This window comes from Verrucosispora sp. WMMD703 (assembly GCF_049178935.1).
Lineage (GTDB): Bacteria > Actinomycetota > Actinomycetes > Mycobacteriales > Micromonosporaceae > Micromonospora > Micromonospora sediminimaris.
Window position 1 is genome coordinate 2,032,525 of the sequence record NZ_JBMHMM010000004.1, and the last position, 24,341, is coordinate 2,056,865.

Sequence of the window (24,341 nt, forward strand, 5' to 3'; positions counted from 1 at the left end):
GCTCAGCTCCGAATCTCGCCGTGTTCCACGCAGATCGCTGACCAGCCGACCGGCAGCACCTGCACCTTCATCCGGCGTCGGCACCGCGCGCAGTACCGGGGCGGCTCCAGGACGCGGGCCGCCGCACACTGTTCGTGGGCGCCGGACGCTGCCGCCTCCCCGCACCTGTCGCACCAGGTCTGAGCTGCCACGGCTGGCATCACAGGGTCGCCGACAGCGCCTTGACCGGCATCTTCAGCTCGTCGAGCAGCTTGAGGTCGTCGGTGGCCGGTCGGCCGAGGGTGGTCAGGTAGTTGCCGACGATCACGGCGTTGATGCCGCCGAGCAGCCCGTCGCGGGTACCGAGATCACCCAGGGTTATCTCGCGGCCGCCCGCGTACCGCAGGATGGTGCGCGGCATGGCCAGCCGGAACGCGGCGATGGCCCGCAGCGCGTCCCTGCCCTCCACCACCGGGCGGTCACCCAGCGGGGTGCCGGGCCGAGGGTTGAGGAAGTTCAGTGGCACCTCGTGCGGGTCGAGCTCGGCGAGCTGCGCGGCGAACTCGGCCCGCTGCTCGACGGTCTCACCGAGGCCGAGGATGCCGCCGCAGCAGACCTCCATGCCGGATTCGCGGACCATCCGCAGGGTCTCCCACCGCTCCTCCCACGAGTGCGTGGTGACCACGTTCGGAAAGTACGACCGGCAGGTTTCCAGGTTGTGGTTGTAGCGGTGCACACCCATGTCGACCAGCTCGTCGACCTGCTCCTGAGTGAGCATGCCGAGCGAGGCGGCGACCTGGATGTCGACCTCCGCCTTGATCGCGGCGACCCCTTCACGCATCTGCTTCATCAGCCGGTCGTCCGGGCCCCGGACGGCGGCCACGATGCAGAACTCGGTCGCCCCGGTCGCGGCGGTCTGCTTCGCCGCCTGCACCAGCGAGGGAATGTCCAACCACACCGACCGCACCGGCGAGGTGAACAGGCCGGACTGGGAACAGAAGTGGCAGTCCTCCGGGCAGCCGCCGGTCTTCAGCGACACGATGCCCTCGACCTCGACCTCCGGGCCGCACCAGCGCATCCGCACCTCGTGGGCGAGCTGAAGGGTGGCGGACAGGTGCTCGTCGGGCAGGTTCAGCACGGCGAGGACACCGGCCTCGTCGAGACCGACGCCGTTGTGCAGCACCTGGTCCCGGGCCTGGTCGAGGATCTCTGGCATGGCACGTACCCTACAAGGCCGCCGCGCCGCCCGGTCCGACCCGGCCGCCCGGTGGCTCAGCGCGGCGAGCCGTACGCCGCCACGCCGGTGCGGGCATCCCGGGTGGTAACTTCGCCCGGCGGAAGCGCCTGACGGGCGGAACCGGCGGGGAAGGGACGTGGCGGTGGCGGACTGGCTGGCGGCGCTGGACCGCCGCGCCGAGCTGCGGGCCAAGGCGGGACTGACCCGCCGGCTGCATCCGCGCGCCGCCGCCGACGGTGTGGTCGACCTGGCCGGCAACGACTACCTGGGCCTGGCCGCGCACCCTGAGGTGGTTGCCGCCGCCGCGCAGGCCCTTGCCGCGTACGGGCTGGGTGCGACCGGTTCACGGCTGATCCGCGGCTCCACCGAAGCCCACCACACGCTTGAGGAAACGCTCGCCGAATGGCTCGGCACCGACCGGTCGCTGGTCTTCTCCTCCGGGTACCTGGCCAACCTCGGTGCGGTCCGCGCGCTGGTGCGTCCCCGTACGCTGCTGATCTCCGACGCGCACAACCACGCCTCACTTATCGATGGCTGCCGGATCTCCGGCGCGGAGACGGTGGTGACCCCGCACGCCGACGTGGCGGCGGTCGCCGCCGCCCTTGCCGCCGCCCCGGGCCGACCGGCCGTGGTGGTCACCGAGTCGGTCTTCTCCGTCGACGGTGATCTCGCCCCGTTGGCGCGGCTGCACGCCACCGCCCGCGAACATGGCGCGTTGCTGCTGGTCGACGACGCGCACGCGCTGGGCGTGGTCGGCGCGGACGGCGCCGGCGCGGTGGCCGAGGCCGGACTGACCGGCGAACCCGACGTGGTGGTCACCGCGACCCTGTCCAAGGCGCTCGGTGGGGCCGGTGGCGTGGTGGCCGGTCCGGCCGAGTTCGTCCGGCACCTGGTGGAGACCGCGCGGACCTTCATCTACGACACCGCCCTGCCGCCCGTGGTGGCGGCCGGGGTGCAGGCCGCCGTCGGGCTGGCGCGCTCCGGCGCCGGCCTGCGCGCCGAGCTGGCCGAGCGGGCCGCCCACGCGGTCGGCCGGCTGCGCGCCGCCGGCCTGGACGTCTCCGCTGCCGACGCCGCCGTCGTCTCGATCACCGCGCCCAGCCCGGAGGCGGCGACGGCGTGGGCCACCGCCTGCCGGGACCGGGGGGTGGCGGTCGGCTGTTTCCGCCCGCCCTCCACCCCCGACAGCCGGTCGAGGCTGCGCCTGACCGTCAGCGCCGGGGTGCCGCGGGCGGACTTCGAACACGCCCTGGAGGTCATCGTGGAATGTGCGCCATGACGGATCAGTGGCGTGGACCGGTGCTGGTCACCGGCACCGACACCGAGGTCGGCAAGACGGTGGTGACCGCGGCGATCACGGCCGCGGCGCAGGCGGCCGGGCTGCGGGTGGCGGTGGTCAAACCCGGTCAGACCGGTACGGCCACCGGCGATCCCGGTGATGTCGAGACGGTCGCCCGGCTGGCTGCCCCGATGACCTGTCGTACGCTGGCCAGCTTTCCGGACCCGCTCGCGCCGTTGGCCGCTGCCCGGGTGGCCGAACTGCCGCCGCTGGAGCTGTACAACGCGGTCGACGCGGTGCGGGAGGAGGCCGACAAGCACGATCTGGTGTTGGTCGAGGGGGCCGGCGGACTGCTCGTACCGATGGGCCTGCGGCCGTCCGGGGAGCCGTGGACCGTCGCCGACCTGGCCGTGTCACTGGGCGCTCCGGCGGTGGTGGTGGCTCGGGCCGGCCTGGGCACCCTCAACCACACCGCGCTCACCCTGGAGGCCCTGGACCGGCGGGCCGTGCCGGCGGGCGTGATCATCGGCGCCTGGCCGGCTGAGCCTGAGCTGGTGCACTGGGCGAACCTCAGCGACCTGCTGCCGAATCTGCTCGGCGCGTTGCCGGCCGGGGCCGGGGCGATGGACCCGGGAGTGTTCCGGCGTTCCGCGCCGGGCTGGCTCACCCCGGCCCTGTACGGCGTGCTCGACGACTGGCGCGCCTGGGCCGACGAGACCACCTGAGCCGAACCCGTCGACCTGCTGACTTTCGTCAGTGCCGACACCGGCCGGGCGTGGGTAGCGTGACCGTCGTGTACAAGAGGTGGCGTGACCTGCTGCTCTGGGCGGTGCTGGCCGCGCCGTTCGGGTACGTCGGTGCCACCCCGCCGCACTCCCGCGACGCCGTGGTGTCGCTGCTCATCGGCCTGGGCGGGGCCGGTGTCGCGGTCGCGGTCAGCCGGCGGCTGCCGCTTGTCGCCCTGCTCGTGGTGGTGCTCGGTACCCTGCTCAACGGAAACTTCGTCTTCGCCATCCCGGTATTCAGCTACCTGGCCGGACGACGCAGTCCGCGTACGATGCCGGTGGCCGTGGTGTTCGCGGTGATCGCGGCCGGTGGCACGGTGCTCAATCTCGGGCTGCTCGGCACCGGCATGGCCACCTGGTTTCTGCTGGCCACGGTGCTGCTGTTCGCGGGCGTCTTTCCCTGGCTGATCGGCAGGTACCGGCGGCAACAGGCAGCGCTTCTCGACGCCGGTCGCCGCTACGACCAGGCTCGCGCACAAGAGCGACAGGGAGAGGCGGAACGGATCCGGTTGCGTGAGCGGGCCCGCATCGCGCGGGAAATGCACGACTCGCTCGGGCACGCGCTGAGCCTGATCGCGCTGCGTGCCGCCGCATTGGAACTCGCCGACGACCTCAACTCCCGGCATCGCGCTGCCGCCGGTGAGCTGCGGGCCAGTGTGGCCGAGGCGACCGAGCGGCTGCACGGAATAATCGGGGTGCTTCGTGAGGAGACCGCGCCGGTCACCACCCGTCCCGCCGGGGAGGACATCGCCGACCTGGTCGACGGCGCGCGGGAGGCCGGCATGGCGGTGCGGCTGGACCTACGGAGCATGTCGCCGGATCCGCATGAGGTGCCGTCGGGTCTGCTGGACGTGCCGCCGGCCCTGCCCGAGTTGACGTCGCACGCCGCGTACGGGTTGGTTCGCGAGGCGCTGACGAACGCCGCCCGGTACGCGCCCGGAGCCGAGGTGACGGTCAGTCTGGTCCGGCGGGGGGACGGTGTGGTGGTGGAGGTGGTGAACGAGTCGCCGCCGGCCGGTCCGCTGCCCGGGCCGCCGGCCACCGGTTCCGGCCTGCTCGCCCTGGCCGAACGGGTCCGGCTCGCCGGTGGCTCGCTCAGCGCCGGGGCATGCCCGCAGGGCGGCTTCGCCGTCCGAGCCCGGCTACCTGTGCCTACCCCCGCCACCAACGCTGACGTCGCCTTCGCGGCCCGGCCCGACGTGATCGGCATGCCCGACGCGGCTCCGGGCGGCTCGGCTGCTGCCGGCGGCAACCCGGATGGCGCGGCAGCCCGCCGGCAGGTTCGGCGCAGCCTGCTGGTGGCGCTCGGCGCACCCGTCGGTATCGCGATGGCACTGTCGCTGATCTACTACCCGGTCGCCACCGTCGGCGCGGTGCTGGACCGGAGCACCTTCGAGGAGTTGCCTGTGGGTGTGGCCCGGGACGACCTGGTCGGCCTGCCGCCCCGGCAGGTGGACCGGCCCGCCGACGCCCGGCCGGACTGCGAGTACTACACCGACGGCAACTTCCCATTCGCCCAGCCGACGTGGCGGTTGTGCTTCCTCAACGGTCGGCTGGTCAGCAAGGAGCGGGTGAACGAATGACAAGTGTTCCGGTGGAGCCGGTACGGGTGCTGTTGGCCGACGACGAGGCGATGATCCGGGCCGGTGTCCGGGCGATCCTGGCCACCGACCCCGGCATCGAGCTCGTCGCCGAGGCTGGCGACGGCCGGACCGCTGTGGAACTGGTCCGGGCCCACCGACCTCGGCTGGCCCTGCTGGACATCCGGATGCCGAAGCTGGACGGGCTTGCCGCCGCCGCCGAGATCCGTCGGTCGGTGCCGCAGACGGCCACCATCATGCTGACCACGTTCGGCGAGGACGACCATGTGGCGCGGGCGCTGGGGCACGGGGCGAGCGGCTTCCTGCTCAAGTCCGGCGACCCGCGGGAACTCATCGCCGGGGTGCACGCGGTAGCCGGTGGCGGCGCGTACCTGTCCCCGACCGTGGCTCGCCGGGTGATCGAGTTGGGCGGCGACCGGGTCGCCCGCCGACCGTTGGCCCAGGATCGGCTGGCCGGGCTGACCACCCGGGAACGGGAGGTGCTGGCGCTGGTCGGGGCGGGACTTTCCAACGCCGAGATCGCCAGCCGCTTGTATCTGGTCGAGGGCACCGTGAAGACCTACCTGACGAGCATCTTCACCCGGCTTGAGGTGCGTAACCGGGTGCAGGCGGCGATCCTCGCGTACGAGGCGGGGCTGGTCGAATCGGTCGAATAGGACCAGCCCCGTCCGACCTTTCACGCGTCGCGTCTGCGCAGCGCCGCTCGGCCGGCCAGCAGTGCCACGGCGGCCCAGCCGGCGAGCAGCAACAGTCCGACCACCGGTGGGTACGGTTGCCCGTCGCCGGCCAGGAGGTGTCTCCCGGCCTCGCCCGGAAGGGCGTCGGCGATCCGGTGCAGCGCGGTGATGTCCGGCTCGCGCAACGACAACGGCACGATCATCAGTACCGCGAGCAGCACCGTCAACGTCAGCACCGCGCTGCGCAGCACGGCGCCGAGGCCGAGCGCGAGGACACCGATCAACGCCAGGTAGGCGGCCAGGGCGACGACGTCGCGGAGGGTGCCGGCCGCCGGGGCGGCTCCCCATTCACCGAGCACCGGCGAAGCGACGAGTGCGCCGACCCCGCCGAGCAGCAACCCGAGCCCGAAGGTCACGGCCGCCGTGACGGCCGCCTTGGCCAGCAGTACGCGACCCCGCGACGGTGTGCACTGCAAGGTGGTCCGGATCGTTCCGGTGGTGAACTCGCTGGTGATCATGAGCAGGCCGAGGGCCAGCACGGCGTACTGGACCAGCTCCAGCGAGTCGACGAGTACGGTCCCCACCGGGACCACCCCGGCGTCGTCGCTCGGATCGTCGTTGGTGTTGCCGTTGGCGACGTAGATCGCCAGCTGCCCGGCGGTGGCGGTCATCAGCACCACCGAGGCGAGCACCGTCCACCAGGTGCTGCGTACCGTCCGGAGTTTGGTCCACTCTGCGCGGATCGTCGTCATGCCGCACCTCCCGCGCCGGCCGCGTACTCGACGTGGTCGGCGGTCAGGGCCATGAAGGCCCGCTCCAGGGAGGCCTCCTCCGCGGCCAGCTCGTGCAGCGGCACCCCGAGTTCGTACGCCAGCTCGCCGACGCGCTCGACGGTGGCGCCGGTGACGGTCAGCTCGTCCGTTCCGCCGGACTCGACCACCGCACCGGCGGCGGTCAGCCGATCGGCGAGGGCCGCCAGCCCGGCCGGTCGCGGGCTGCGGACCCGTACGGCCAGTCCGCTGCCGGTGATCACCTCGGCAGTGGGCGCGTCGGCGATCAGCCGGCCCTGACCGAGCACCACCAACCAGTCAGCGGTCTGCTGCATCTCGCTCATCAGGTGGCTGGAGATCAGCACGGTGCGGCCCTCGGCGGCCAGGGACCGGCTGAGCTGCCGGATCCAGCGCACCCCGTCCGGGTCGAGGCCGTTCACCGGTTCGTCGAACATCAGCACCGGCGGGTCTCCGAGCAGGGCACCGGCGATGCCGAGCCGCTGACCCATCCCGAGGGAGAGCGCGCGAGCCGGCTTCGCCGCCGCCCGGTCGTCAAGCCCGACGGTGGCGAGCACCTCGTCCACCCGGCGTTCGGGTATGCCGTTGCTGGCGGCCATCGCGGACAGGTGGGCCCGCCCGGAGCGGGCGGGATGCAGGGCCCGCGCGTCAAGCAGCGCACCGATCTCGTGCAGTGGCCGGCGCAGCTCGCGGTACGGCCGCCCGCCGATCAGCGCCTGGCCGGCGGTGGGGCGGTCCAGTCCCAGGATCAGCCGCATGGTGGTCGACTTGCCGGCGCCGTTCGGCCCGAGGAAGCCGGTGACCCGGCCGGGACCGATGTCGACGGTCAACTCGTCGACAGCCGTGGTATCCCCGAACCGCTTGGTCAACGCACGTAACGTAATCATGCCGGGACGGTAGGTCGGTGACGATGGGGCCCGCCGTGCCCGAAAGGCAGCACCCGGCCCTGACTTTCGTCAACTCCCGCCCGGTTCAGCGGCGGACGACGAAGGTGTCGGGCATCCGGAAGGTGAGATTGTCGGGATAGTGGGGCGGGCGCAGCACGCGTACCCCGGTCAGCAGCGGTGCGGCCTCGCGCACCAGCGTGGTGGCTTCCATCCGGGCGAGTTGGTCGCCGACGCAGCGGTGCACGCCCGCCCCGAAGGCCAGATGCCGGCGTGACCCGCGCTGCCCCGGGCGGAACTCGTCCGGCGACTGCACGACCTCCGGGTCCCGTCCGGCGCGGGCCAGCCACAGCACCACGCTGGTACCCGCCCGCACCCCCGTCCCGCCCAGCGTGGTGTCCACGGCGGCGACCCGCCGCCAGGTGACGATCGGTGGTTCCAGCCGCAGCCCCTCCTCGACCACGTCGGCGACCGGCACCGAGCCGTCGCGTAGCCCGGCGAGCACCGCCGGCTCGGCGGTGAGCCGGTGCAGCAGCAGGGTGAGGAACTGCGAGGTGGTCTCCTGGCCGGCGACCAGCAGGAAGAACAGTGCGCCGACGACCACGTCGGGCGGGTGCCCGGCGGCGCGCAGGGATGCGGCCAGGCCGTCGCCGGTGGCCGCGAACTCCCGCAGCAACCGGTGGAAACGACCCACCTCGACGGCGAGCAGGTGTTGCCGGTCGGCGTCCAGCGGCGCCCAGAAGAGTTCCAGCGCTGCGCGGGCGAACTCCTTCACCGCCGCGACGGGTGCGTCGGGCAGGTCGACCAGCCGGGCCAGGACCAGCAGCGGTAGGTCGGCGGCGAGGCTCGCGTGCAGGTCGACAGGTGCGCCGGTGTCCAGGGTGGCGGTCAGTTCGGCGACCCGTTGCCGGACCAGCGCGGACAGCCACTCCCGTTGGGCGGCCACCCGGGTCGGGTGCAGGGCGTCGGCGACCAGGGCACGGATCTCCGGGTGGCTGGCGCCAGCGTTGTTGGCCAGCGTCGGCGGTAGCCGGAACCGGTGGGCGGCGAGCACCCGCAGCGCCGCCACCGGCATCGGGGTGACCGCGTCCAGCGCGTTGTCGGGTCGGAACGTCGTGGGGTCGGTGAGCACTTGGCGGACCAGGGCGTGCCGGGTCACCAGCAGGTGCTCGACGCCCACGTGATCGGCGACCCGGGCCACGTCGGGCCAGTGGGCGACGCCGGCCCCGGAGTCTGCCGGGACCTGCTCCCAGCTGCGGAACAGCACGGCGTCACGCTAGTCGGCCGCCTCCGGCCGCCCGGCGCGCAGCCGCCACACCGTGGTGCGCTTCACCCGTACGCTCTCCAGCGCCTCGCTGACCGGCACGTCGTAGGCGGCGAGTTCGTCGAAGCGTTCCCGGGGCAGGAAGGCCCGTCCCGGGTCGCCGACCAGCACCGACGCCCCGGCCCGGGTGGCGCGCAGCAGGAACCGCAGCACCCGGTTGGCCATCGCCTCGCTGTAGAAGACGTCGCCGGCCAGGATCACCTCGGCGTCGCCCGCGTCGCCGTCGAGGATGTCGCCGAGTTCGGCGTCCACGCGTACCTCGTTGGCCTCGGCGTTGAGCGCGACGGCCGCGACGGCAAGTTCGTCGACCTCCACGGCGCGGACGGCGGTCGCGCCGGCCCGGGCGGCGGCGATGGCCACCAGGCCGGAGCCGGAGGCCAGGTCGAGTACCCGGCGGCCGGCGACGGCCTCCGGGTGGTCGGTGACGTAGCGTGCCAGGCCCTGGCCGCCGGCCCAGGCAAAGGCCCAGAACGGTGGCGGCCGGTCGCTGCGGAACTCGCCCTCGGTCAGCTCCCACAACCCGATCGGCTCGTCCGCCTGGTGCAGCCGCACCTCGGGTACGAAGGCGACGGGGGCGAGCCGGGCGTGCAGCCGGACGAAGGCGGCGGAGAGCGCGGACATCCGGTGATTGTCCACCGTCACCGTGCCCGGCGTGTCGCGGGTGATCCGTAAGCGGTTCAATACCGTACGTGAAATCGGGCATCTTGCTTCACGGTACGTGCGAACACGCCCGTCTACCGGCTGGCCTCCCGCGCTCCTAGCGTTGCCAATGGAGGCGACCAACGGGAGGACGGATCGTGAAGAGGCTGTGGCGTTACACGCTACGGATCGGGGTGGCGCTGGCATGTCTCACCGGAGTGGACTTCGCCATGGCCGCGCCGGCGCACGCGGCGTTCGCCACCGAACTCGGCGGCCTGCCGGACCAGTTCACCGCCGGTGGGCGGGTGGCGACGATCTCCGCTGTGGTGTCCCGCGACGACCAGGGCGACTGCATCAAGGTGCGCTGGTCCCTGGTGCTGGGTGTGCAGGGGCTGCGACTGGACCAGGTGCGGGTGGATCGGATCGAGGAGACCGGCTCGTTTCCGGTGGAGGTGCGCGCCGAGGGTGACGCGGCACGGCTGACCGACCGTCAGCTCGACCCGGGCACGCTCTGCCCGGGGCGTACAGTCACCGCGCAGTACCGGATCGCGTTCGACCGGGACGCCGACGGGGGACGGGTGAGCCTCGCCGCTGAGGCGTACGACCGGAACCTGCGGTTGCTGTCCCGTCAGACGGCGACCCGCGAGGTGGTGGGTCGGGGCGTGGAAGCCCGCCCGACGACCGCGTCACCCACCCCGTCCGAGGCGCCGACTGTGGATCCGACGGAGGAGCCGGTCGAGGTGCCGACGGTGGATCCGACCGAGGAGGAGAGCGAACCCGCCGACGACGCGGGGTACGCGGGTGGGGCGGCCGAACCGCCGGACGCCGACGCGGCCGGTAACCAGACCGGCAGCGGGCTGGGTCTGACCGAGGTGGCCTTCCTCCTCGGCGGTCTGCTGCTCTTCCTCGGGGTGGGCCTGCTGCTGCGGTTGCGGCAGCTGACTCGTGAGCCCGAGGCCGCGGTCGACGCCGGCGGTCCGATGCCCGACCGTTGGGAACGGCGGTCGGACCCGCGGAGCCGGTGGCGGACGGTACCCCGTGACGGCGGTTACCTGAGCTGATTCAAGCCACGGTGGGGCGGGCGGGCTGCCGTCCGTCCCACCGTGGCGTCCGGTCACGTCACGGGGCCCAGTCGGGGTCGCGACCGAAGGCGGCCAGTAGCCGGTCCTGTTCGCCGGCGCCGGCGGGCAGTTCGACCTCGGGCTGGACGAGCCCGTTGCTCCGGTAGTCCTCGACGTGGCGGGAGTACCAGCGGGCCGCCTCGGCGACCGCGTCGGCGTCCATCGTCGGATCCGCGCCGATCGCCACCGCCAGGTCCCAGCCGTGTACGAGGTGTTCGGCCAGCAGTTGATGCAGGTACTCCTCGGCGGAGGTGGCGCCGGCCGACAGGTGCACCGTCCGGTCCAGGGTGCCCGGGCTGGTCGCGGCGACCTCGGCCTGCGCCGCGGCCTCGCGGGCGGTCTGGATCGGGTCGGCACCCAGCTGGTCGCCGTCGTAGCGGTCACCGACCTCGTCGATGGTGCGTCCGGCGAGCAGCGGCACGCTCCAGCGTTCCTCGTTGACCACGTGATTGACAAGTGTGCGGACGTCCCAGCCGGGGCAGGGGGTGGTAGCCGACCATTGTCCGGGGTGCACCTGTTCCACCCGGTCGGTGAACTCGGCCAGGCTGCGCCGGTACGTCTTCAGCAGCTCCATGCCGCCTTTGTTCCCGTCGGCGGCGCGGGTAACCCGCCGGATTCGGTGGCGCGGGTAACCGTCGGCTGCCCCGGCCGCCGACCGCGCCTGCCTATTCCAGCTGCTCGGGATCCAGTCCCAGTTCCCGGGCGGTCACCAGGCGCACCCACTCGGCGAACTGCCGGCGGGAAATCACCCGGTCGTGCACGGCGAGCTGCACCGCCAGGCCGTCCATCACGGCGCTGATCCGCCAGGCCGCGCCGGCCGGGTCGGTGCAGACGAAGCTGCCCTCCCGGACCCCGTCGGCGATCACCGTGGCGAGGTCCTGCCGCCACCGCAGGTCAAGCTTGCGGGAGACCTTCTCCAACTCGGGGGTACGCAGGGACTCCGCCCAGCCGTCGATCCACATGGACCAGGAGGTGGCGCGCCCGGCCGGGGTGTAGAGGCGCAGGATGCGGCGGAGCTTGCTCAGCGGCGGGGCGCTGGAGCGGGTGACCGCGTCGAGTCGGGCCAGATCCTGCTCGACGGCGTACGCGAAGGCCTGGGCGAGCAGTCGTTCCTTCGTGGCAAAGTGGTAGAAGACAAGTGCCTGGCTCACCCCGGCGGCCTGCGCCACATCGGCCGTGCGGGTGTTCGCCAGCCCGCGCTGCCCGATCACGTCACATGCGGTGCGCAGCAGGGCATCCAGGCGGATTTCCGCCGCACGTCTCGTCACGCCCGTCACCGTATCCGATCGAAACGGATACGGCCGGTCACCAAACCCCCGTTGATCCTGCTTACGACAGTCGGAAGCCGGACAGTTCCGGACTCGCCGGGACGGGAGCCCGATTTGGCATCCGTTCCACCGCTCGGCTAGAGTTCTCATCCGTCACCGGGTATTCCCGGGGCGTGCGGACGTAGCGCAGTTGGTAGCGCATCACCTTGCCAAGGTGAGGGTCGCGGGTTCGAGTCCCGTCGTCCGCTCGGAGCTGCCGCCACGCGTGACGGGGGCAACCTCGGTGGGGTGGCCGAGAGGCGAGGCAACGGCCTGCAAAGCCGTGTACGCGGGTTCAAATCCCGTCCCCACCTCGGTAAGAACAGCAAGGGCGATTGGCGCAGTGGGAGCGCGCTTCCTTGACACGGAAGAGGTCACTGGTTCAAACCCAGTATCGCCCACCAGTAAATGAAGGCCCGTTACCGGAGATCCGGTAGCGGGCCTTTCGCATGTCTCAGTCGTGCCCCCGCGTGAGCGGGTTGACGCTCCATTGGTCAGTCCTGCATAGTCAGCATTGACTAAGGGAGTGGTGGTGGATCGACGTCGGAGAGTGCCCAACCCGCTGGCCCTGGCCGTGCTGGCCTGGCTGATGTGGGAGCCGATGCACCCCTACGAGCTGGGTCGACGGCTCAAGCAGACCGGTCAGGACAAGCTCATCCGGTACACCCGCAGCTCCCTCTACATGGTCATCGAACAGCTCGCCCGGGCCGGGTTCGTCAAAGCGCAGGAGACGGTCCGGGACAGCGCCCGCCCCGAGCGCACGGTGTACGCGATCACCGAAGAGGGCCGGCACGAGATGCACGACTGGCTGCGCTCCCTGCTCGCCCAGCCCCGCGACGAATATCCGCACTTCGCCGTCGCCCTGTCGCTGCTCAGCCTGCTCCCGCCCGACGAGGCGGTCGAGGTGCTGCGCCGCCGGTCGGCGGCGCTGGCCGGCCGGATCGAGGAGACCCGCACGACCATGGAGGAGGCCCGCGCCGACGGCGTCACCTGGATCTTCCTGGTCGAGGAGCAGTACGCGCTCGCGCTGCTGGAGGCCGAGCGCCGGTTCGTCACCGAGCTGATCGAGTCACTCAAGCAGCCGGACTATGCGAAGTCCTGGCAGGAGACCATGGGGGGTCGCGCATGACATCCGTCCGAACCGCGCTGGTGATCGGTGGCGGGATTGCCGGGCCGGTGACCGCGATGGCGCTGGGCCGAGCCGGGATCGAGGCCACGGTCCACGAGGCGTACCCGTCGGCGGCCGAGGGGAGCGGAGTCACCCTGACCATGGCACCCAACGGCCTGGCCGCGTTGCGCTGGGTCGATGCCGAGCGGTCCGTCGAGGAAGTGGGGCTGCCCATGCGACGGACCGTGGTCACCGACGGTCGCGGAGGCCGCATCGGCGCCTTCCCGCACGTGGCGGTGGAACCGGTCACGCTGGGGCTGTGGCGTGACGACCTGGCCCGGGTGCTGCGCGAACGGGCCGAGGCGCAGGGCGTGCGCATCGTGTACGACAAGCGACTGGTCGACGCCGAACAGCGCGCCGACGGCGTGTTCGCCCGGTTCGCGGACGGCTCCACTGCCAGCGCCGACGTGCTGATCGGCGCGGACGGCATCCGCTCCCGGGTGCGTACGCTCATCGACCCGCAGGCACCCGGGCCGCAGGTGCTGCCACTGCTGAACCTCGGTGGCGCGGCCCGGTACGCGGTGCCAGACGCCGATCCGGAGGCGATGTACTTCGTCTTCGGTTCCCGTGCCTTCTTCGGCTACTGGGTGCAGCCCGACGGTCGCACGGCCTGGTTCGCCAACGTGCCGGATCACCGACCCACCAGCTACGCCGAGGCGAGCCAGATACCGCGATCGCAGTGGTTGCACCGGCTCCGCGAGGTGTTTGCCGACGACGTGCCGGCCCGGCAGGTGCTCGCCCACACCGAGCCGGACGACCTGGTGGCCATCGGATCGATCGAGAGCATGCCGTCGGTGCCGCGTTGGCACGACGGTCGGATGGCGCTTGTGGGCGACGCGGTGCACGCGCCGTCACCGAGTTCCGGCCAGGGCGCGTCACTGGCCGTGGAGAGCGCCGTGCAGTTGGCCCGCTGCCTGCGGGACCACCCCGACGTGCCGGCCGCGTTCGACGCGTACGAGCGGCTGCGCCGTGGGCGGGTCGAGAAGGTGCTCCGGCGGGGACGGCAGACGACGTCCACCAAGACGGTCGGCCCGGTCGCGAAGCGGATGATGCGGCTCATGATGCCGTTGGCGTTGCGTACCTTCCTCGACCCGGAGCGGACGCTCGGCCCGGAGCAGCGCTACCGGATCGACTGGGACGCGCCGGTCGCCACGGAACTCGCCGCCGGCCGCTCCTGAGTCGATGAGCCGCGCGCCGCGCCGGGTCGCCGACGCGTGGCGGTGGCGGCACCGTCCGGTGACCGCCACCGCCCGCAGCCGGTCACATCGGCGGCGCGACGTCCCGCCGCTCCTCGACCCGGCGGTACTCCACCGGCTCCTCCGTGGTGGTGGCGACCGTCTGGCGACGGCGGCCCCAGACGAGCGTGGTCAGGATCAGGCCGAGCACGCCGGCGGCCATCAGGATCCAGCCGACCACGTCCAAATCGAGCCCGCCGATGCTGGCGTTGACCGCGAAGGTGAGGATGGCGCCGAGCGCCAACAGGAAAATGCTGGTGCCGATACCCATGACAGCCTCCTTTGTCCGGGGGGTGCGGTGTGCTGTCGGGAGGGCTCTGTACCCGGGTCGGGAGCGGCGCAATCACCGGCGGTCGGGGGCGGCGCCTCCGGCGATCTTGTCATCGGGTAGAGTTGCCCCGTCGCCGGCGCAGCCGGAGGCAGTGCGGACGTAGCGCAGCTGGTAGCGCATCACCTTGCCAAGGTGAGGGTCGCGGGTTCGAATCCCGTCGTCCGCTCGCGGTCCGGCCGCACCCTGGGGTGCCGCCGGTCTCCACGGGCGATTGGCGCAGTGGGAGCGCGCTTCCTTGACACGGAAGAGGTCACTGGTTCAAACCCAGTATCGCCCACCAGCACTCGCTGGCCTCCGAGCGCACCACCCGCCAGCACCTCAAGCTGCGCAGGCATATGTGTCATCGTTGGCGGCCCACTGCCAGTCCTGCCTGTTCGCTATGCCGTCGAGCCTGCCGTTGGCGCGGATCCCGTCAACTACCTCAAACCAACCTCTGGTGAGCATCGCCATCGAGGAATCCTGCAACTCCTGCCGCTCGACCGGATCGCTGGGCATGACAACGTGGGGATACCAGTAGCCGACGGCCGACAGGTCGTTGCGCGACACCCGGTCGTCGGGGTTGTTGCTGTGCGCGGCCGTGTCCACGAGACGCAGCCACTTGAGAATCTTCTTCGCTGCCTGCTTGCAGCTGGTAATGCTCACCGCCTGTGCGGGTGCGGCCGCCGTGGCGACGACTCCGCCGGACACAGCCAGGGACAGCGCGGCCGCGATGGCAGCGCGCCGTAACAACGATGGTCTACGCACGAGGAACTCCCTCAGTCGCGAATGGATGCACTGAGTCTTGCCGTCGGGTCCATGGGGGTCGATCCCGCCAGCTACCCGGACGAACTCGCTTCAGCAGGATCGACAAACCGAATGCCGGCTGGTACGGGAATGCGGTTTCGGGTTGTGCCGCATTCGGTCCAGCCGATTCGAGTCGCGCCCTGGATCTTCGATCCGGGCCGTCCACCAGCAGTGTTGTATATCGCCGGCAGCGCACAGCCGCGCTGGCGCTCAGGCTCGGAAGGTCCGCCGATAGGTGTCCGGTGGCACGCCGATCACGCGGTGGAAGTGCCGGCGCAACGTGGTGGCCGTCCCCATGCCGGCGGCCGAGGCGATGGTGTCGATGCTGTCGTCAGTGCTCTCCAGCAGCTCCTGTGCGCGACGGATCCGCTGCGTCAGCAGCCACTGGAGCGGGGTCGTGCCGGTCACCGAGCGGAACTGGCGGGTCAGCTGGCGGGAGCTGAGACTCGCCTGGCGGGCCAGATCCTCGACGGTGAGCGGCTGGTCCAGGCGGCGCATCACCCAGGGAAGCAGCTCGGTCAGGGGACGGCCGTCCCGGGCGGGTACCGGTGTGCTGACGAACTGGGCCTGACCACCGGCCCGGTGCGGTGGCACGACCAGGCGGCGGGCGACCACGTTGGCGATCGCCGGGCCGTGATCGCGGCGGACCAGGTGCAGGCACAGGTCCATGGCCGCGGCCTTGCCGGCGGAGGTGAGCACGCGGCCGTTGTCGACGTAGAGCACGTCCGGGTCGACAGTCACCCTCGGATAGCGCGCGGCCAGCTCCCGGGTGTGGGCCCAGTGCGTCGTCGCCCGCCGCCCGTCCAGCAGGCCGGCGGCGGCCAGCACGAACACGCCCGTGCAGAGGGAGACCACCCGCGCACCCGATTCGTACGCCGTACGCACCGCCTCGACCAGCTCGCCGGGAGGCTCCTGTTCGACGTCCGCCAGGGCGGGAACGATCACGGTGTCGGCGGCTGCCAACCGGTCGAGCCCATGGTCGGGCTTCAGCAGGAACCGGCCGACGTGGACGGGGCGCGTGCCACACACCTGGGCGTTGTACCAGGGGCCGGGCACGGCGTCCGGCGCGGAGCCGAAGACTTCGCAGGCCAGCGCCAGTTCGAAGTGCAGCATCCCGTCGGTGGCGGCGATCGCGACGGAGTGCGGGGCGACGCTCATGTCGGAAATTGTACGGGCCGTGTCGTTCCGGACACTCGTCCCGCCTCGTCGGCCCCGGCAGAGTCATGCCCAGAAGATCACGTGGAACGGCGAGCAGGGGGCAGGCATGGGAGCGGGGCGAGAGGTGGCGGTGTTCGGCGCGTACGGGCACACCGGCCGGTTCGTGGTGGCGGAGTTGTGCGAGCGCGGGTACGTGCCGCTGCTGCTCGGCCGCGACCAGGACAAGCTGCTGGCGTTGGCGCGGACCCGACCGGGGCTGGAAACGCGACAGGCGGCGGTCGACGATCCGGCCTCCCTCGAGCGCGCGCTGCACGGAGCGACCGCTGTGATCAACTGTGCCGGGCCGTTCGCCTCCACCGCCGCCGCGCTGGTGGCGGCGGCGCTGCGCGCCGGCATCCCGTACGTCGACGTGGCTGCGGAGATCGAGGCGAACCTGGACACGTTCCGGCACTTCGCGGCACCGGCCCGCGCCGCGGGCATCGCGGTGGTCCCGGCGATGGCCTTCTTCGGCGGTCTCGGCGACCTGTTGGTCACCACCGTTCTGGACGACGCGGCGGCGGCGGACGAGGTGCACATCGCCTACGGCCTGAGCAGTTGGCGACCCACCCCCGGAACTCGCGCGTCGGGCGCGGTGTCGGCACGGCGGCGAGGTGACCGCCGGGTCCGCTACACGGGCGGGCAACTGGAGTACCACGACGACGCGCTGCCGAGCCTGGAGTGGCCCTTCCCGGCTCCGCTGGGCCGGCAACGGGTCATCGGGGACTTCACGATGGCCGACGTCGTCACCGTGCCCAGCCACCTGACCGTCCCCAGGGTGCGCACCTACATGGCGGCCACTGCGGCGGCGGACCTGTCCGCTGCGGACGCGTCGAGGCCTACCCCGGTCGATGAGCGCGGCCGATCCGCGCAGACCTTCGTCGTCGACGTTCTCGTCCGAGCCGGCGGTACGCACCGGCGCCTGGCGGCGACGGGTCAGGACATCTACGCGATCAGCGCGCCCCTCGCGGTGGAGGCCGTCGACCGCATCCTCACCGGCCGGACCAGGGCCGTCGGCGTCGCCTCGGCGGGCGCGATGTTCGACGCGCCAGATTTCCTCGCCGCCCTGTCCCCGTGCCTGTCGCTGCATGTTCCGTCCGAACCCGCGCCGGTGGGCCTCGGTCCGGGGTCGTCCCGCCCGCGATGATCGGCGGCCAAATGGTCGGTCACCGTCGAGCGTGGACCTGCTCCGGACGGAGCCACCGCAGCGGTCCCGACGGGCCGATTACCGGTCGGCGGCCTCAGCGGCCGTCGGCGCTGGTGGGCAGGGCGAAGCGCCAGCCGTCCGCGTGCAGGGCGGGGATGGCCCGGTCGACGGCGTCGACGGTCTGGCTGCGGTCGCCGCCGCCGTCATGCAGCAGCACCACCGCGCCCGGGGCGACGCCCTCAATGAGGCGTCGCAGCAACTCGTCGGTGCCGGGCGGTTCCCAGTCGGTCACGGCGAGCCGCCAGCCCATCGGTCGCATCCCCAGCGCCGTGGCCACGCCGGGCGTCTGGCCCCAGGCCCCGTACGGTGCCCGGAAGTAGGGGACCCGGACGTGCGGGACGGCGTGCCGGATGACGGCGTTGGTCTCCAGCAGGTCCGAGGCGATCCGCCCGGCGGCCCAGGCGCCCATGTCGTCGTGGTGCATGCTGTGGTTGCCCAGCGCATGCCCGGCCGCGACGATCCGGCGCACCAGCTCGGGGTGCTCGATGACCCGGTCGCCCTGAAGGAAGAAGACCGCCCGGACGTCGTGGGCGGCCAAGATGTCGAGCAGGTGCGGGGTGTGCTCCGGGTGCGGTCCGTCATCGAAGGTGAGGCAGACGACCCGTTCGGTGCCGATCACCTCGGTGGGCCGTACCGGTGGCGGTCCGACGCCCAGCCTGGACGCGGCAGGCGGGGGACGCAGGGGCTGCGTGGTGGACGACATCGATCGGACCTTCCGCTGGTGGGCCGTGTGGGGCGCTTGGCGCCCCACACGGCCCGCTGGTGGTGGATGGCTGGTCCGCCCGCCGGGACGAGGGTCAGCGGCGGGGCTTGGGTGCGATGCGGGGCAGGACGTACGGCGGGCCGGCGAGGATCAGGTCGGACTTGATCTCGTGGTAGGCCAGCTTGGGCTGGTAGTTCTCGTCCATGATGGTGGCCAGGCCCTCCGGCGGGTCGTCGAACCAGCCCGGCACCCAGGAGTGCTTGTCGCTGAAGCCCCAGACGGTGTACGAGAGGCAGCTGCGCACGGCCAGGCAGGCCTTCATCAGCACGCTGTGGTTGGCGGCCGACGCCTGCAACCGGGGGTTGATCTCCTCGGAGTTGCCGGCCTGGACCGCCTCGGTCATCTGGCTGCGGACGTCCACCTCGGTGAACGCGGTCGCCACCCCGAGCGAGGTGAACTTCTTCAGCGCCTCGGTCACCTGGAAGGTGTTGAAGTTGCCGTACTGGGTGCCGAGGTGGCCCTGCGCGCCGACACCGTCGATCGGTACGCCCTGGGAACGCAGCCGCTTGACCATGTCGTAGACGAACTGGGTCTTGTCGTCGGCCGGGTTGCCGGAGCCGAACGCCTCGATGTTGTAGTCGTTGTAGAACAGCAGCGCCTTGGGGTCGGCGGCGCGGGCCCACCGGAACGCGTCAGCGATGTAGTCGGGCCCGAGGTTCTCGGCCCAGAAACCCTTGTAGTGCAGGGTGGGCGGAGTGTCCCAGGGGTCGCTGACCGCCTCGTTGACGACGTCCCACTGCCAGATCTTGCCCTTGTAGCGCTTGACCACCGTGGTGATGTGCTTGCGCAACAGCTCGCGCAGCTCCTGCTTGCTGATGGAGCCGTCGGCGACCCCTTCGGTCAGCCACTGCGGCAGCTGGTTGTGCCAGACGAGCACGTGACCTCGTACGCTCTGGCGGTTGCGCTTGGCGAAGTTGATGAGCTGGTCGGCCGGCTCCCAGTTGTAGGTGCCGCGGGTGGGTTCGAGGCTCTCCCACTTCATGGCGTTCTCGGCGGTGACCGAGACGAACTCGGATCCGGCGATCTTGCGGTACTCCGGGTCGGCGCTGTCGTTGAGGGCGTCCGCGCTGACCGCGGTGCCGATCTGCAGGCCGTGGCGCAGGCCGAGGGCGCCCAGGGTCTTCGCGGTCGGGTCGTACGGCCGGCCGGCCGTGGCCGGCACCATGTTCAAAGTCGCAGCGGTCGCGACGGCGACCGCTCCGACGGCCATCCACCGTCTCAACTTCATCTGCATTCCTCTCGATCCTCAATCGACATAGGTCGATCATGAAGCGCCGGTTCGGGCCGGTGCTGAGCAGGTTGGCAGCGGTGCGCGGCGCCATGGCCGGAGGTGTCACGTGGTCGCGGAGGGCGCCGATATTTTTCCGGATGTCGATCGGTAACTTGGTCGAAACGTTAGGGCCATCGATGGCCGCAGTCAACCACGAAAACTTCCGGAAGCAGCCCGTGTGCACTGCTGGAACGTCCGGTTTACAACCGGAAACTTCCGGATCCAACCTCGGCTCCGTGCCCTCGGATCGGCGCCCTGCCCCGTACGAAGTGGCCGGGCCGGCTCGCTCCCGCGGGTTCCGTGGACGGGGTCGAGCCGGCCCGGGGCTAGGGCCCGCCGGGGGCAGGTCGGTCGGACGGCGTACGTCGCCGGTCGATGAGGATCAGTGTTCGAGATAGGTGGCGTGATCGAAGTCGGCGTAGCGCCCGTCGCCGCCGATGTCCTGCACCCAGAGGCCGAGCAGGGCACCGGTGAAGCCCCAGGCCGCCGGTTCGCCGTCGACGATCCGGGCCGCGTGTTCGTCCGACAGGATGGTGGCGTCCAGTTCCACCGGCAGTCGCCGCCAACCGTCACCGAGGTCGTACGCGAAGTGCAGTACCGGGCCGTCGAAGGTGACCCGCAGGCCCACCCGCAGCCGGCCGCCGGTGTCGACGGTCAGGTGCGGGTACGCGGTGCGGTGGCCACCGTCGCAGCTGAGCAGCTCCAGCACCGACCGTCCGTCGTCGGCCCGGGTCAGGTAGAGGTGGTGCCAGTTCTCGGTGTTGTAGTAGCCGGTGATGCCCGCCAGGTGCCGATGGTCGCCCGGGTCGAACTCGACGACGGTCTCCAGCGAGCAATGGACCGCACCCACAGGTCGTGCCACCAGGCTAGGCGTCTGCTTACCGACGGGGGACTGGCCACCGTGCACCCGCAGGTGCGACGGGCGGGAGCGCAGGTCGATCCAGTCGTCCGTCGCCGGTCGGCGCAGGGTCGACCAGCCGGCGCCCAGCTGCGAAGCGTCGAAGTGGTCGGTGGCCGGCTCGTCGGGCCACGGATGGGCCGGCAGGTCCGGGGCGGGGATCTCGTCGGCCGGCACCCGGCCGGACACGCACGGCCAGCCCCCCGGTGACCAGTCGACCTTCTGGAGCGCGGTTTCCCGCCCGAGCACGCAGTTGCCGAGGGGCGTGTAGGGACGGGCCACCAGGTGGGCCAAATACCACTCACCACGCTGGGTGCGGACCAGACTGCCGTGGCCGGCCTTCTGCAGCGTCAGCTCCGGCCGGCCGACAGAGGTGAGCAGGGGCCCGGCCGGGTCCACCTCGTACGGCCCGAACAGCTCTCGCGACCGGGCCACGGTGACCTGGTGCTCCCAGCTGGTGCCGCCCTCGGCGGTGACCAGCCAGTACCAGCCGTCGTGCCGGTAGAGGTGCGGTCCCTCGGTCAGCCCCACCTCGGTGCCGGTGAAGATGATCCGGGGTCGGCCGACCAGTTGCCGTCGGGCCGGGTCATACTGCTGAATCTCGATGCCACCGAAGCGGTCACGCCCCGGCCGCCAGTCAGCACTCATCGCCAGCAGCCAGGAGGTGCCGTCGTCGTCGTGGAACAGCGCGGCGTCGAAGCCGTGCGAGTGCAGCCGTACCGGGTCCGACCATGGTCCCGTGATGGTCGGCGCGGTGGTGAGGAAGTTCTGTGCGTCCCAGTAACCGCTGGCGAAGCTGGCGACGTCGCTGTAGACCAGGTAGAACAGTCCGTCGTGGTATGTGAGGTCGGGTGCCCAGATCCCGTTGGAGTCGCCGCACCCGCGCAGGTCGAGCAGGCGTCGTTCGGTGATGATCCCGCCGAGCTCCCGCCAGTGGACGAGATCCTTCGAGTGGTGCACCCGTACGCCGGGGTACCACTCGAACGTCGAGGTCGCCAGATAGTAGTCGTCATCGACCCGCAGGATGGACGGATCCGGATGGAAGCCGGTGAGGACGGGGTTGCGGATCGACCGGGCGATAGCCACGTCTGCGATCTCGGTCGACATGTTCGACTCCTTCAGGTCACGATCCCGGTTAATTCCCGGAAATACTCCGGAAGTGCCAAGATTGCGCTCACGGTATCGGCTGGCGTCCCCTCGCGACACCCCCTTGACCGGCGACGCAAGCCCGTCGTAACGTGCCGGCCATCACGTCGAAAATACCGGTATCGAAGCGAAACTTGCGATCCCGTTTTCATGGCCGCCGCTGAGTGCGGTGGTGTTCCCTCCGCGTAACTACGCCTCCCCGAAGGGATGAACCATGACATCGCACCTCTCCCGCCGGTCGCTGCTGGGGTTGGCCGGCGCGGGCGCCGGCGCACTCCTGCTCGGCGCCTGCGGGGATGGGGACAGCGGCGCTTCCGCGAACCCGCAGAAGATCAGATGGTGGCACGTCCAGGACGCCGAGCCGATGCTCAGCGTCTGGGCAGACCTGGCTCGGCAGTACGAGAACGAGCACACCCACGTCACCGTCGAGGTACAGCCGTTGGAGGTCGAGGCGTTCAAGACCAAGCTGAACGGGGCGGTCGAGGCGGCGATGCCACCGGACCTGTTCCAGTCGTGGGGCGGCGGAGCACTGCAACAGCAGGTCGAGGCCGGCCTGGTCAAGGACATCACCAGCGAGGTCCAGGGTTGGATCGGTCAGCTGCTGCCCGCCTCGTTGCAGCCGTACACGGTGAACGACAAGATCTACGGAATTCCGTTCGACATCGGCATGGTCGGCTTCTGGTACAACCGGGACCACTTCGCCAAGGCCAACATCGAGACGCCGCCGAAGACCTGGGGCGAGTTGCTGGAAGTGGTCAACAAGCTCAAGGCCGTCAACATCGCTCCGATCGCGCTCGGCGGCAAGGACAAGTGGCCCGGGCACTACTACTGGGCGTACCTGGCGATGCGGATCGGCGGTCTCGAGGCGCTGCAGCGCGCGGCCGAGGACCGCAACTTCGACACGCCGGTCTTCATCGCCGCTGGCGAACGCCTCCGGGAACTTGTCGACATGCAGCCGTTCCAGAAGGGCTACCTGCGCGCGGAGTACGGGTCCGAGACCGGACAGGCCGCGACGATGGGCAACGAGGAGGCCGCCATGGAGCTGATGGGCCAGTGGGCACCGTCGGTGCAGGCGTCCTCCTCGACCAGCAAGCGCGGCCTCGGTGACCGCCTCGCCTTCTTCCCCTTCCCGGCCGTCGAGGACGGCAAGGGCTCGGCCACCGACGCGTTCGGTGGCGGCAACGGCTTCGTGGTCGGCCGCGACGCACCGCCCGCAACCGTGGAGTTCCTGCGGACGCTGCTGCAGGCGAGGAACCAGCGCCGGGCCGCACAGACCGGCGCGGTGCTGCCCACCAACCAGGCCGCGGTCGGCGGGATCAAGGACCTGAACAACCAGGTCGTGGCGGCGAACCTGGGCATCGCGACCGGCTTCCAGCTCTACCTCGACCAGGCGTACCCGCCAGCGGTGGGTCAGCAGGTGAACGAGAGTGTGGCACAGCTGATCGCCGGCACGAAGCGGCCGGACCAGATCGTCAAGGACATCACCAGGGTCGCGAAGAAGCAGTAGCGGGCGTCGTCGGCGCTCGGGCACCGCGCCGTCGCCGTACGTCAGCCTGTCGGCGCTCCTGCCGGCGGCGTTGAGGGTTGAGCGAAGTAGGGAGGGCGCATGGCTGCCAACGACAACCGGACAGTGACCATCGCGGCCATCGCCCGCCTGGCGGGGGTGTCGGTGCCGACGGTGTCCCGGGTGATCAATGGTCGTTCGGATGTGGCTCCGCAGACCCGTGAGCGGGTGGAGGAGTTGCTGACGCGGCATGGTTACCGGCGTCGGCCGCCGAGTATGCGGGCGAGTTCGGGGTTGGTGGATCTGGTTTTCAACGACCTGGACAGTCCGTGGGCGGTGGAGATCATCCGGGGTGTGGAGGATGTGGCGCACGCCGCCGGGGTGGGCACCGTCGTGTCGGCCATCCACCGACGCTCGTCCTCGGCGAAGCAGTGGCTGGACAACATCCGGACCCGGTCCACCGAGGGGGTCATCTTCGTGACCTCCACCCTCGAGCCGCCGCAGCAGGCCGAGTTGCGCCGGCTGAACATCCCGGCCGTGATCGTCGACCCGGCGGGTGTCCCCGCCCAGGACGCGCCGACGATCGGTGCCACCAACTGGGCGGGAAGCCTGCGGGCGACCGAGTATCTGATCGGGTTGGGGCATCGGCGGATCGGGTTCATCGCCGGGCCGCCGCAGTTGATGTGCAGCCGGGCCCGGATGGACGGCTACCGGGCCGCCCTGGAAACCGCCGGGATCCCGATAGACGACCGGTTGATCCAGGCGGGCAACTTCTACCACGAGGCCGGTTTCTCCGGCGGGGTGCGGTTGCTGGGGCTGACCGAGCCGCCGACGGCGATCTTCGCGTCGAGCGACCAGATGGCGCTGGGCGTGTACGAGGCGGTCCGGCAGCGCGGGCTGCGGATGCCGGATGACGTCAGCGTGGTGGGTTTCGACGACCTGCCGGAGGTGCGGTGGTGCTCGCCGCCGTTGACCACGGTGCGTCAGCCGCTGGCCGAGATGGGCATGCTGGCGGCGCGGACGGTGTTGCGGCTGGCCCGTGGTGAGAAGGTGGAGAGCCCCCGGGTGGAACTCGCCACCGAGCTCGTCATCCGGGACAGCGCGGCCGCGCCGCGTGCCGATCGGGGGTCCTCGGAGTGAACTGCGCCAACTACCGATAGTCGAGTGAAATTTCCGGCACTAGGGTGTGGGCGGGCGGCCGGTTGCCCGTCCTGGCCGCCC

Annotated in this window: 24 protein-coding genes and 5 tRNA genes; 15 read left to right on the forward strand and 14 right to left on the reverse strand. The window is 71.2% G+C overall.

Going from position 1 to position 24,341, the window contains the following annotated elements; genetic code table 11:
- Window positions 1–2 precede the first annotated feature (2 nt).
- Window positions 3–200 carry a hypothetical protein gene (locus tag ACN26Z_RS09960; RefSeq protein WP_282239490.1) on the reverse strand — a complete coding sequence of 66 codons (198 nt, stop codon included), beginning with the start codon at window positions 198–200 and terminating at the stop codon, window positions 3–5.
- A complete protein-coding gene (gene bioB, locus ACN26Z_RS09965; protein WP_093402884.1) occupies window positions 200–1,195 on the reverse strand; it encodes a biotin synthase BioB in 996 nt (331 codons plus the stop codon). Before bioB ends, ACN26Z_RS09960 begins: the two co-directional genes overlap by 1 nt.
- Before the next feature lie 163 nt (window positions 1,196–1,358).
- Between bioB and ACN26Z_RS09970 the strand changes: the two genes are divergently transcribed.
- From ACN26Z_RS09970 to ACN26Z_RS09985, 4 genes are all read left to right on the forward strand, one after another.
- Complete coding sequence (locus ACN26Z_RS09970; protein WP_421460774.1) at window positions 1,359–2,495, forward strand: 8-amino-7-oxononanoate synthase; 1,137 nt, start codon at window positions 1,359–1,361, stop codon at window positions 2,493–2,495.
- Entirely contained in the window at window positions 2,483–3,220 is a 738-nt protein-coding gene (bioD, locus tag ACN26Z_RS09975; protein WP_093402885.1) for a dethiobiotin synthase, read from the forward strand. Before ACN26Z_RS09970 ends, bioD begins: the two co-directional genes overlap by 13 nt.
- Before the next feature lie 68 nt (window positions 3,221–3,288).
- Complete coding sequence (locus ACN26Z_RS09980; protein WP_421460776.1) at window positions 3,289–4,863, forward strand: sensor histidine kinase; 1,575 nt, start codon at window positions 3,289–3,291, stop codon at window positions 4,861–4,863.
- Entirely contained in the window at window positions 4,860–5,537 is a 678-nt protein-coding gene (locus ACN26Z_RS09985) for a response regulator (RefSeq protein ID WP_282239486.1), read from the forward strand. Before ACN26Z_RS09980 ends, ACN26Z_RS09985 begins: the two co-directional genes overlap by 4 nt.
- 20 nt (window positions 5,538–5,557) lie before the next feature.
- On the opposite strand, the gene ACN26Z_RS09990 is transcribed toward ACN26Z_RS09985, so the two are convergent.
- The 4 genes from ACN26Z_RS09990 to ACN26Z_RS10005 all read right to left on the reverse strand — a co-directional run bounded on the left by ACN26Z_RS09990 (window position 5,558) and on the right by ACN26Z_RS10005 (window position 9,175).
- Window positions 5,558–6,310 carry an ABC transporter permease gene (locus ACN26Z_RS09990; RefSeq protein WP_282239485.1) on the reverse strand — a complete coding sequence of 251 codons (753 nt, stop codon included), beginning with the start codon at window positions 6,308–6,310 and terminating at the stop codon, window positions 5,558–5,560.
- On the reverse strand, window positions 6,307–7,233 hold the full coding sequence (locus tag ACN26Z_RS09995) for an ATP-binding cassette domain-containing protein (RefSeq protein ID WP_421460777.1): 927 nt from the start codon (window positions 7,231–7,233) through the stop codon (window positions 6,307–6,309). The genes ACN26Z_RS09990 and ACN26Z_RS09995 overlap by 4 nt, the downstream gene beginning before the upstream one ends.
- A gap of 85 nt (window positions 7,234–7,318) precedes the next feature.
- Window positions 7,319–8,497, reverse strand: a complete 1,179-nt coding sequence (locus ACN26Z_RS10000) for a cytochrome P450 (RefSeq protein WP_421460778.1) — start codon at window positions 8,495–8,497, stop codon at window positions 7,319–7,321.
- Window positions 8,498–8,506: 9 nt separating this feature from the next.
- Complete coding sequence (locus ACN26Z_RS10005) at window positions 8,507–9,175, reverse strand: class I SAM-dependent methyltransferase (protein WP_093403190.1); 669 nt, start codon at window positions 9,173–9,175, stop codon at window positions 8,507–8,509.
- 176 nt (window positions 9,176–9,351) lie between these two features.
- On the opposite strand from ACN26Z_RS10005, the gene ACN26Z_RS10010 reads away from it, so the two are divergent.
- On the forward strand, window positions 9,352–10,254 hold the full coding sequence (locus ACN26Z_RS10010; RefSeq protein WP_421460780.1) for a hypothetical protein: 903 nt from the start codon (window positions 9,352–9,354) through the stop codon (window positions 10,252–10,254).
- A 58-nt stretch (window positions 10,255–10,312) separates the two neighbouring features.
- On the opposite strand, the gene ACN26Z_RS10015 is transcribed toward ACN26Z_RS10010, so the two are convergent.
- Entirely contained in the window at window positions 10,313–10,888 is a 576-nt protein-coding gene (locus tag ACN26Z_RS10015; RefSeq protein ID WP_093402888.1) for a TIGR03086 family metal-binding protein, read from the reverse strand.
- A gap of 91 nt (window positions 10,889–10,979) precedes the next feature.
- Complete coding sequence (locus ACN26Z_RS10020) at window positions 10,980–11,582, reverse strand: TetR/AcrR family transcriptional regulator (protein WP_093402889.1); 603 nt, start codon at window positions 11,580–11,582, stop codon at window positions 10,980–10,982.
- Window positions 11,583–11,757: 175 nt separating this feature from the next.
- Here ACN26Z_RS10020 and ACN26Z_RS10025 point away from each other — a divergent pair.
- The 5 genes from ACN26Z_RS10025 to ACN26Z_RS10045 all read left to right on the forward strand — a co-directional run bounded on the left by ACN26Z_RS10025 (window position 11,758) and on the right by ACN26Z_RS10045 (window position 13,967).
- Window positions 11,758–11,830: transfer RNA gene (locus tag ACN26Z_RS10025), tRNA-Gly, on the forward strand.
- A 34-nt stretch (window positions 11,831–11,864) separates the two neighbouring features.
- Window positions 11,865–11,935, forward strand: a tRNA-Cys gene (locus ACN26Z_RS10030).
- 15 nt (window positions 11,936–11,950) lie between these two features.
- Window positions 11,951–12,025: transfer RNA gene (locus tag ACN26Z_RS10035), tRNA-Val, on the forward strand.
- Between the two features lie 128 nt (window positions 12,026–12,153).
- The gene (locus ACN26Z_RS10040) at window positions 12,154–12,750 is read left to right on the forward strand and encodes a PadR family transcriptional regulator (protein ID WP_421460781.1); all 597 of its coding nucleotides are present in this window, start codon (window positions 12,154–12,156) and stop codon (window positions 12,748–12,750) included.
- Window positions 12,747–13,967, forward strand: a complete 1,221-nt coding sequence (locus ACN26Z_RS10045) for an FAD-dependent monooxygenase (RefSeq protein ID WP_421460783.1) — start codon at window positions 12,747–12,749, stop codon at window positions 13,965–13,967. The genes ACN26Z_RS10040 and ACN26Z_RS10045 overlap by 4 nt, the downstream gene beginning before the upstream one ends.
- A gap of 82 nt (window positions 13,968–14,049) precedes the next feature.
- On the opposite strand, the gene ACN26Z_RS10050 is transcribed toward ACN26Z_RS10045, so the two are convergent.
- The gene (locus ACN26Z_RS10050) at window positions 14,050–14,295 is read right to left on the reverse strand and encodes a DUF6458 family protein (RefSeq protein WP_093402891.1); all 246 of its coding nucleotides are present in this window, start codon (window positions 14,293–14,295) and stop codon (window positions 14,050–14,052) included.
- Window positions 14,296–14,448: 153 nt separating this feature from the next.
- On the opposite strand from ACN26Z_RS10050, the gene ACN26Z_RS10055 reads away from it, so the two are divergent.
- Together ACN26Z_RS10055 and ACN26Z_RS10060 are read left to right on the forward strand one after the other, a co-directional pair.
- A tRNA-Gly gene (locus ACN26Z_RS10055) sits at window positions 14,449–14,521 on the forward strand.
- 39 nt (window positions 14,522–14,560) lie between these two features.
- Window positions 14,561–14,635, forward strand: a tRNA-Val gene (locus ACN26Z_RS10060).
- A 38-nt stretch (window positions 14,636–14,673) separates the two neighbouring features.
- Here ACN26Z_RS10060 and ACN26Z_RS10065 read toward each other — a convergent pair.
- Window positions 14,674–15,099, reverse strand: a complete 426-nt coding sequence (locus ACN26Z_RS10065; protein ID WP_139233116.1) for a hypothetical protein — start codon at window positions 15,097–15,099, stop codon at window positions 14,674–14,676.
- A gap of 249 nt (window positions 15,100–15,348) precedes the next feature.
- Window positions 15,349–16,296 (reverse strand): helix-turn-helix domain-containing protein, encoded by a 948-nt coding sequence (locus ACN26Z_RS10070; RefSeq protein ID WP_421460784.1) that lies wholly within the window; start codon window positions 16,294–16,296, stop codon window positions 15,349–15,351.
- A gap of 106 nt (window positions 16,297–16,402) precedes the next feature.
- Here ACN26Z_RS10070 and ACN26Z_RS10075 point away from each other — a divergent pair, with 106 nt between their 5' ends.
- Window positions 16,403–17,479 (forward strand): saccharopine dehydrogenase NADP-binding domain-containing protein, encoded by a 1,077-nt coding sequence (locus ACN26Z_RS10075; RefSeq protein WP_421460785.1) that lies wholly within the window; start codon window positions 16,403–16,405, stop codon window positions 17,477–17,479.
- A 94-nt stretch (window positions 17,480–17,573) separates the two neighbouring features.
- Here the strand turns inward: ACN26Z_RS10075 and ACN26Z_RS10080 are convergent, their stop codons facing one another.
- The 3 genes from ACN26Z_RS10080 to ACN26Z_RS10090 form a co-directional block, all read right to left on the reverse strand.
- Window positions 17,574–18,242: a polysaccharide deacetylase family protein gene (locus ACN26Z_RS10080; RefSeq protein WP_093402895.1), complete on the reverse strand. Its 669-nt coding sequence runs from the start codon at window positions 18,240–18,242 to the stop codon at window positions 17,574–17,576.
- A gap of 94 nt (window positions 18,243–18,336) precedes the next feature.
- Complete coding sequence (locus ACN26Z_RS10085) at window positions 18,337–19,530, reverse strand: endo-1,4-beta-xylanase (protein ID WP_093403193.1); 1,194 nt, start codon at window positions 19,528–19,530, stop codon at window positions 18,337–18,339.
- Window positions 19,531–19,954: 424 nt separating this feature from the next.
- A complete protein-coding gene (locus ACN26Z_RS10090; protein ID WP_421460786.1) occupies window positions 19,955–21,577 on the reverse strand; it encodes a glycoside hydrolase family 43 protein in 1,623 nt (540 codons plus the stop codon).
- Window positions 21,578–21,830: 253 nt separating this feature from the next.
- Between ACN26Z_RS10090 and ACN26Z_RS10095 the strand changes: the two genes are divergently transcribed.
- Together ACN26Z_RS10095 and ACN26Z_RS10100 are read left to right on the forward strand one after the other, a co-directional pair.
- Complete coding sequence (locus tag ACN26Z_RS10095; RefSeq protein ID WP_093402897.1) at window positions 21,831–23,123, forward strand: extracellular solute-binding protein; 1,293 nt, start codon at window positions 21,831–21,833, stop codon at window positions 23,121–23,123.
- Between the two features lie 99 nt (window positions 23,124–23,222).
- Window positions 23,223–24,260: a LacI family DNA-binding transcriptional regulator gene (locus ACN26Z_RS10100; protein WP_282239476.1), complete on the forward strand. Its 1,038-nt coding sequence runs from the start codon at window positions 23,223–23,225 to the stop codon at window positions 24,258–24,260.
- Window positions 24,261–24,341 lie beyond the last annotated feature (81 nt).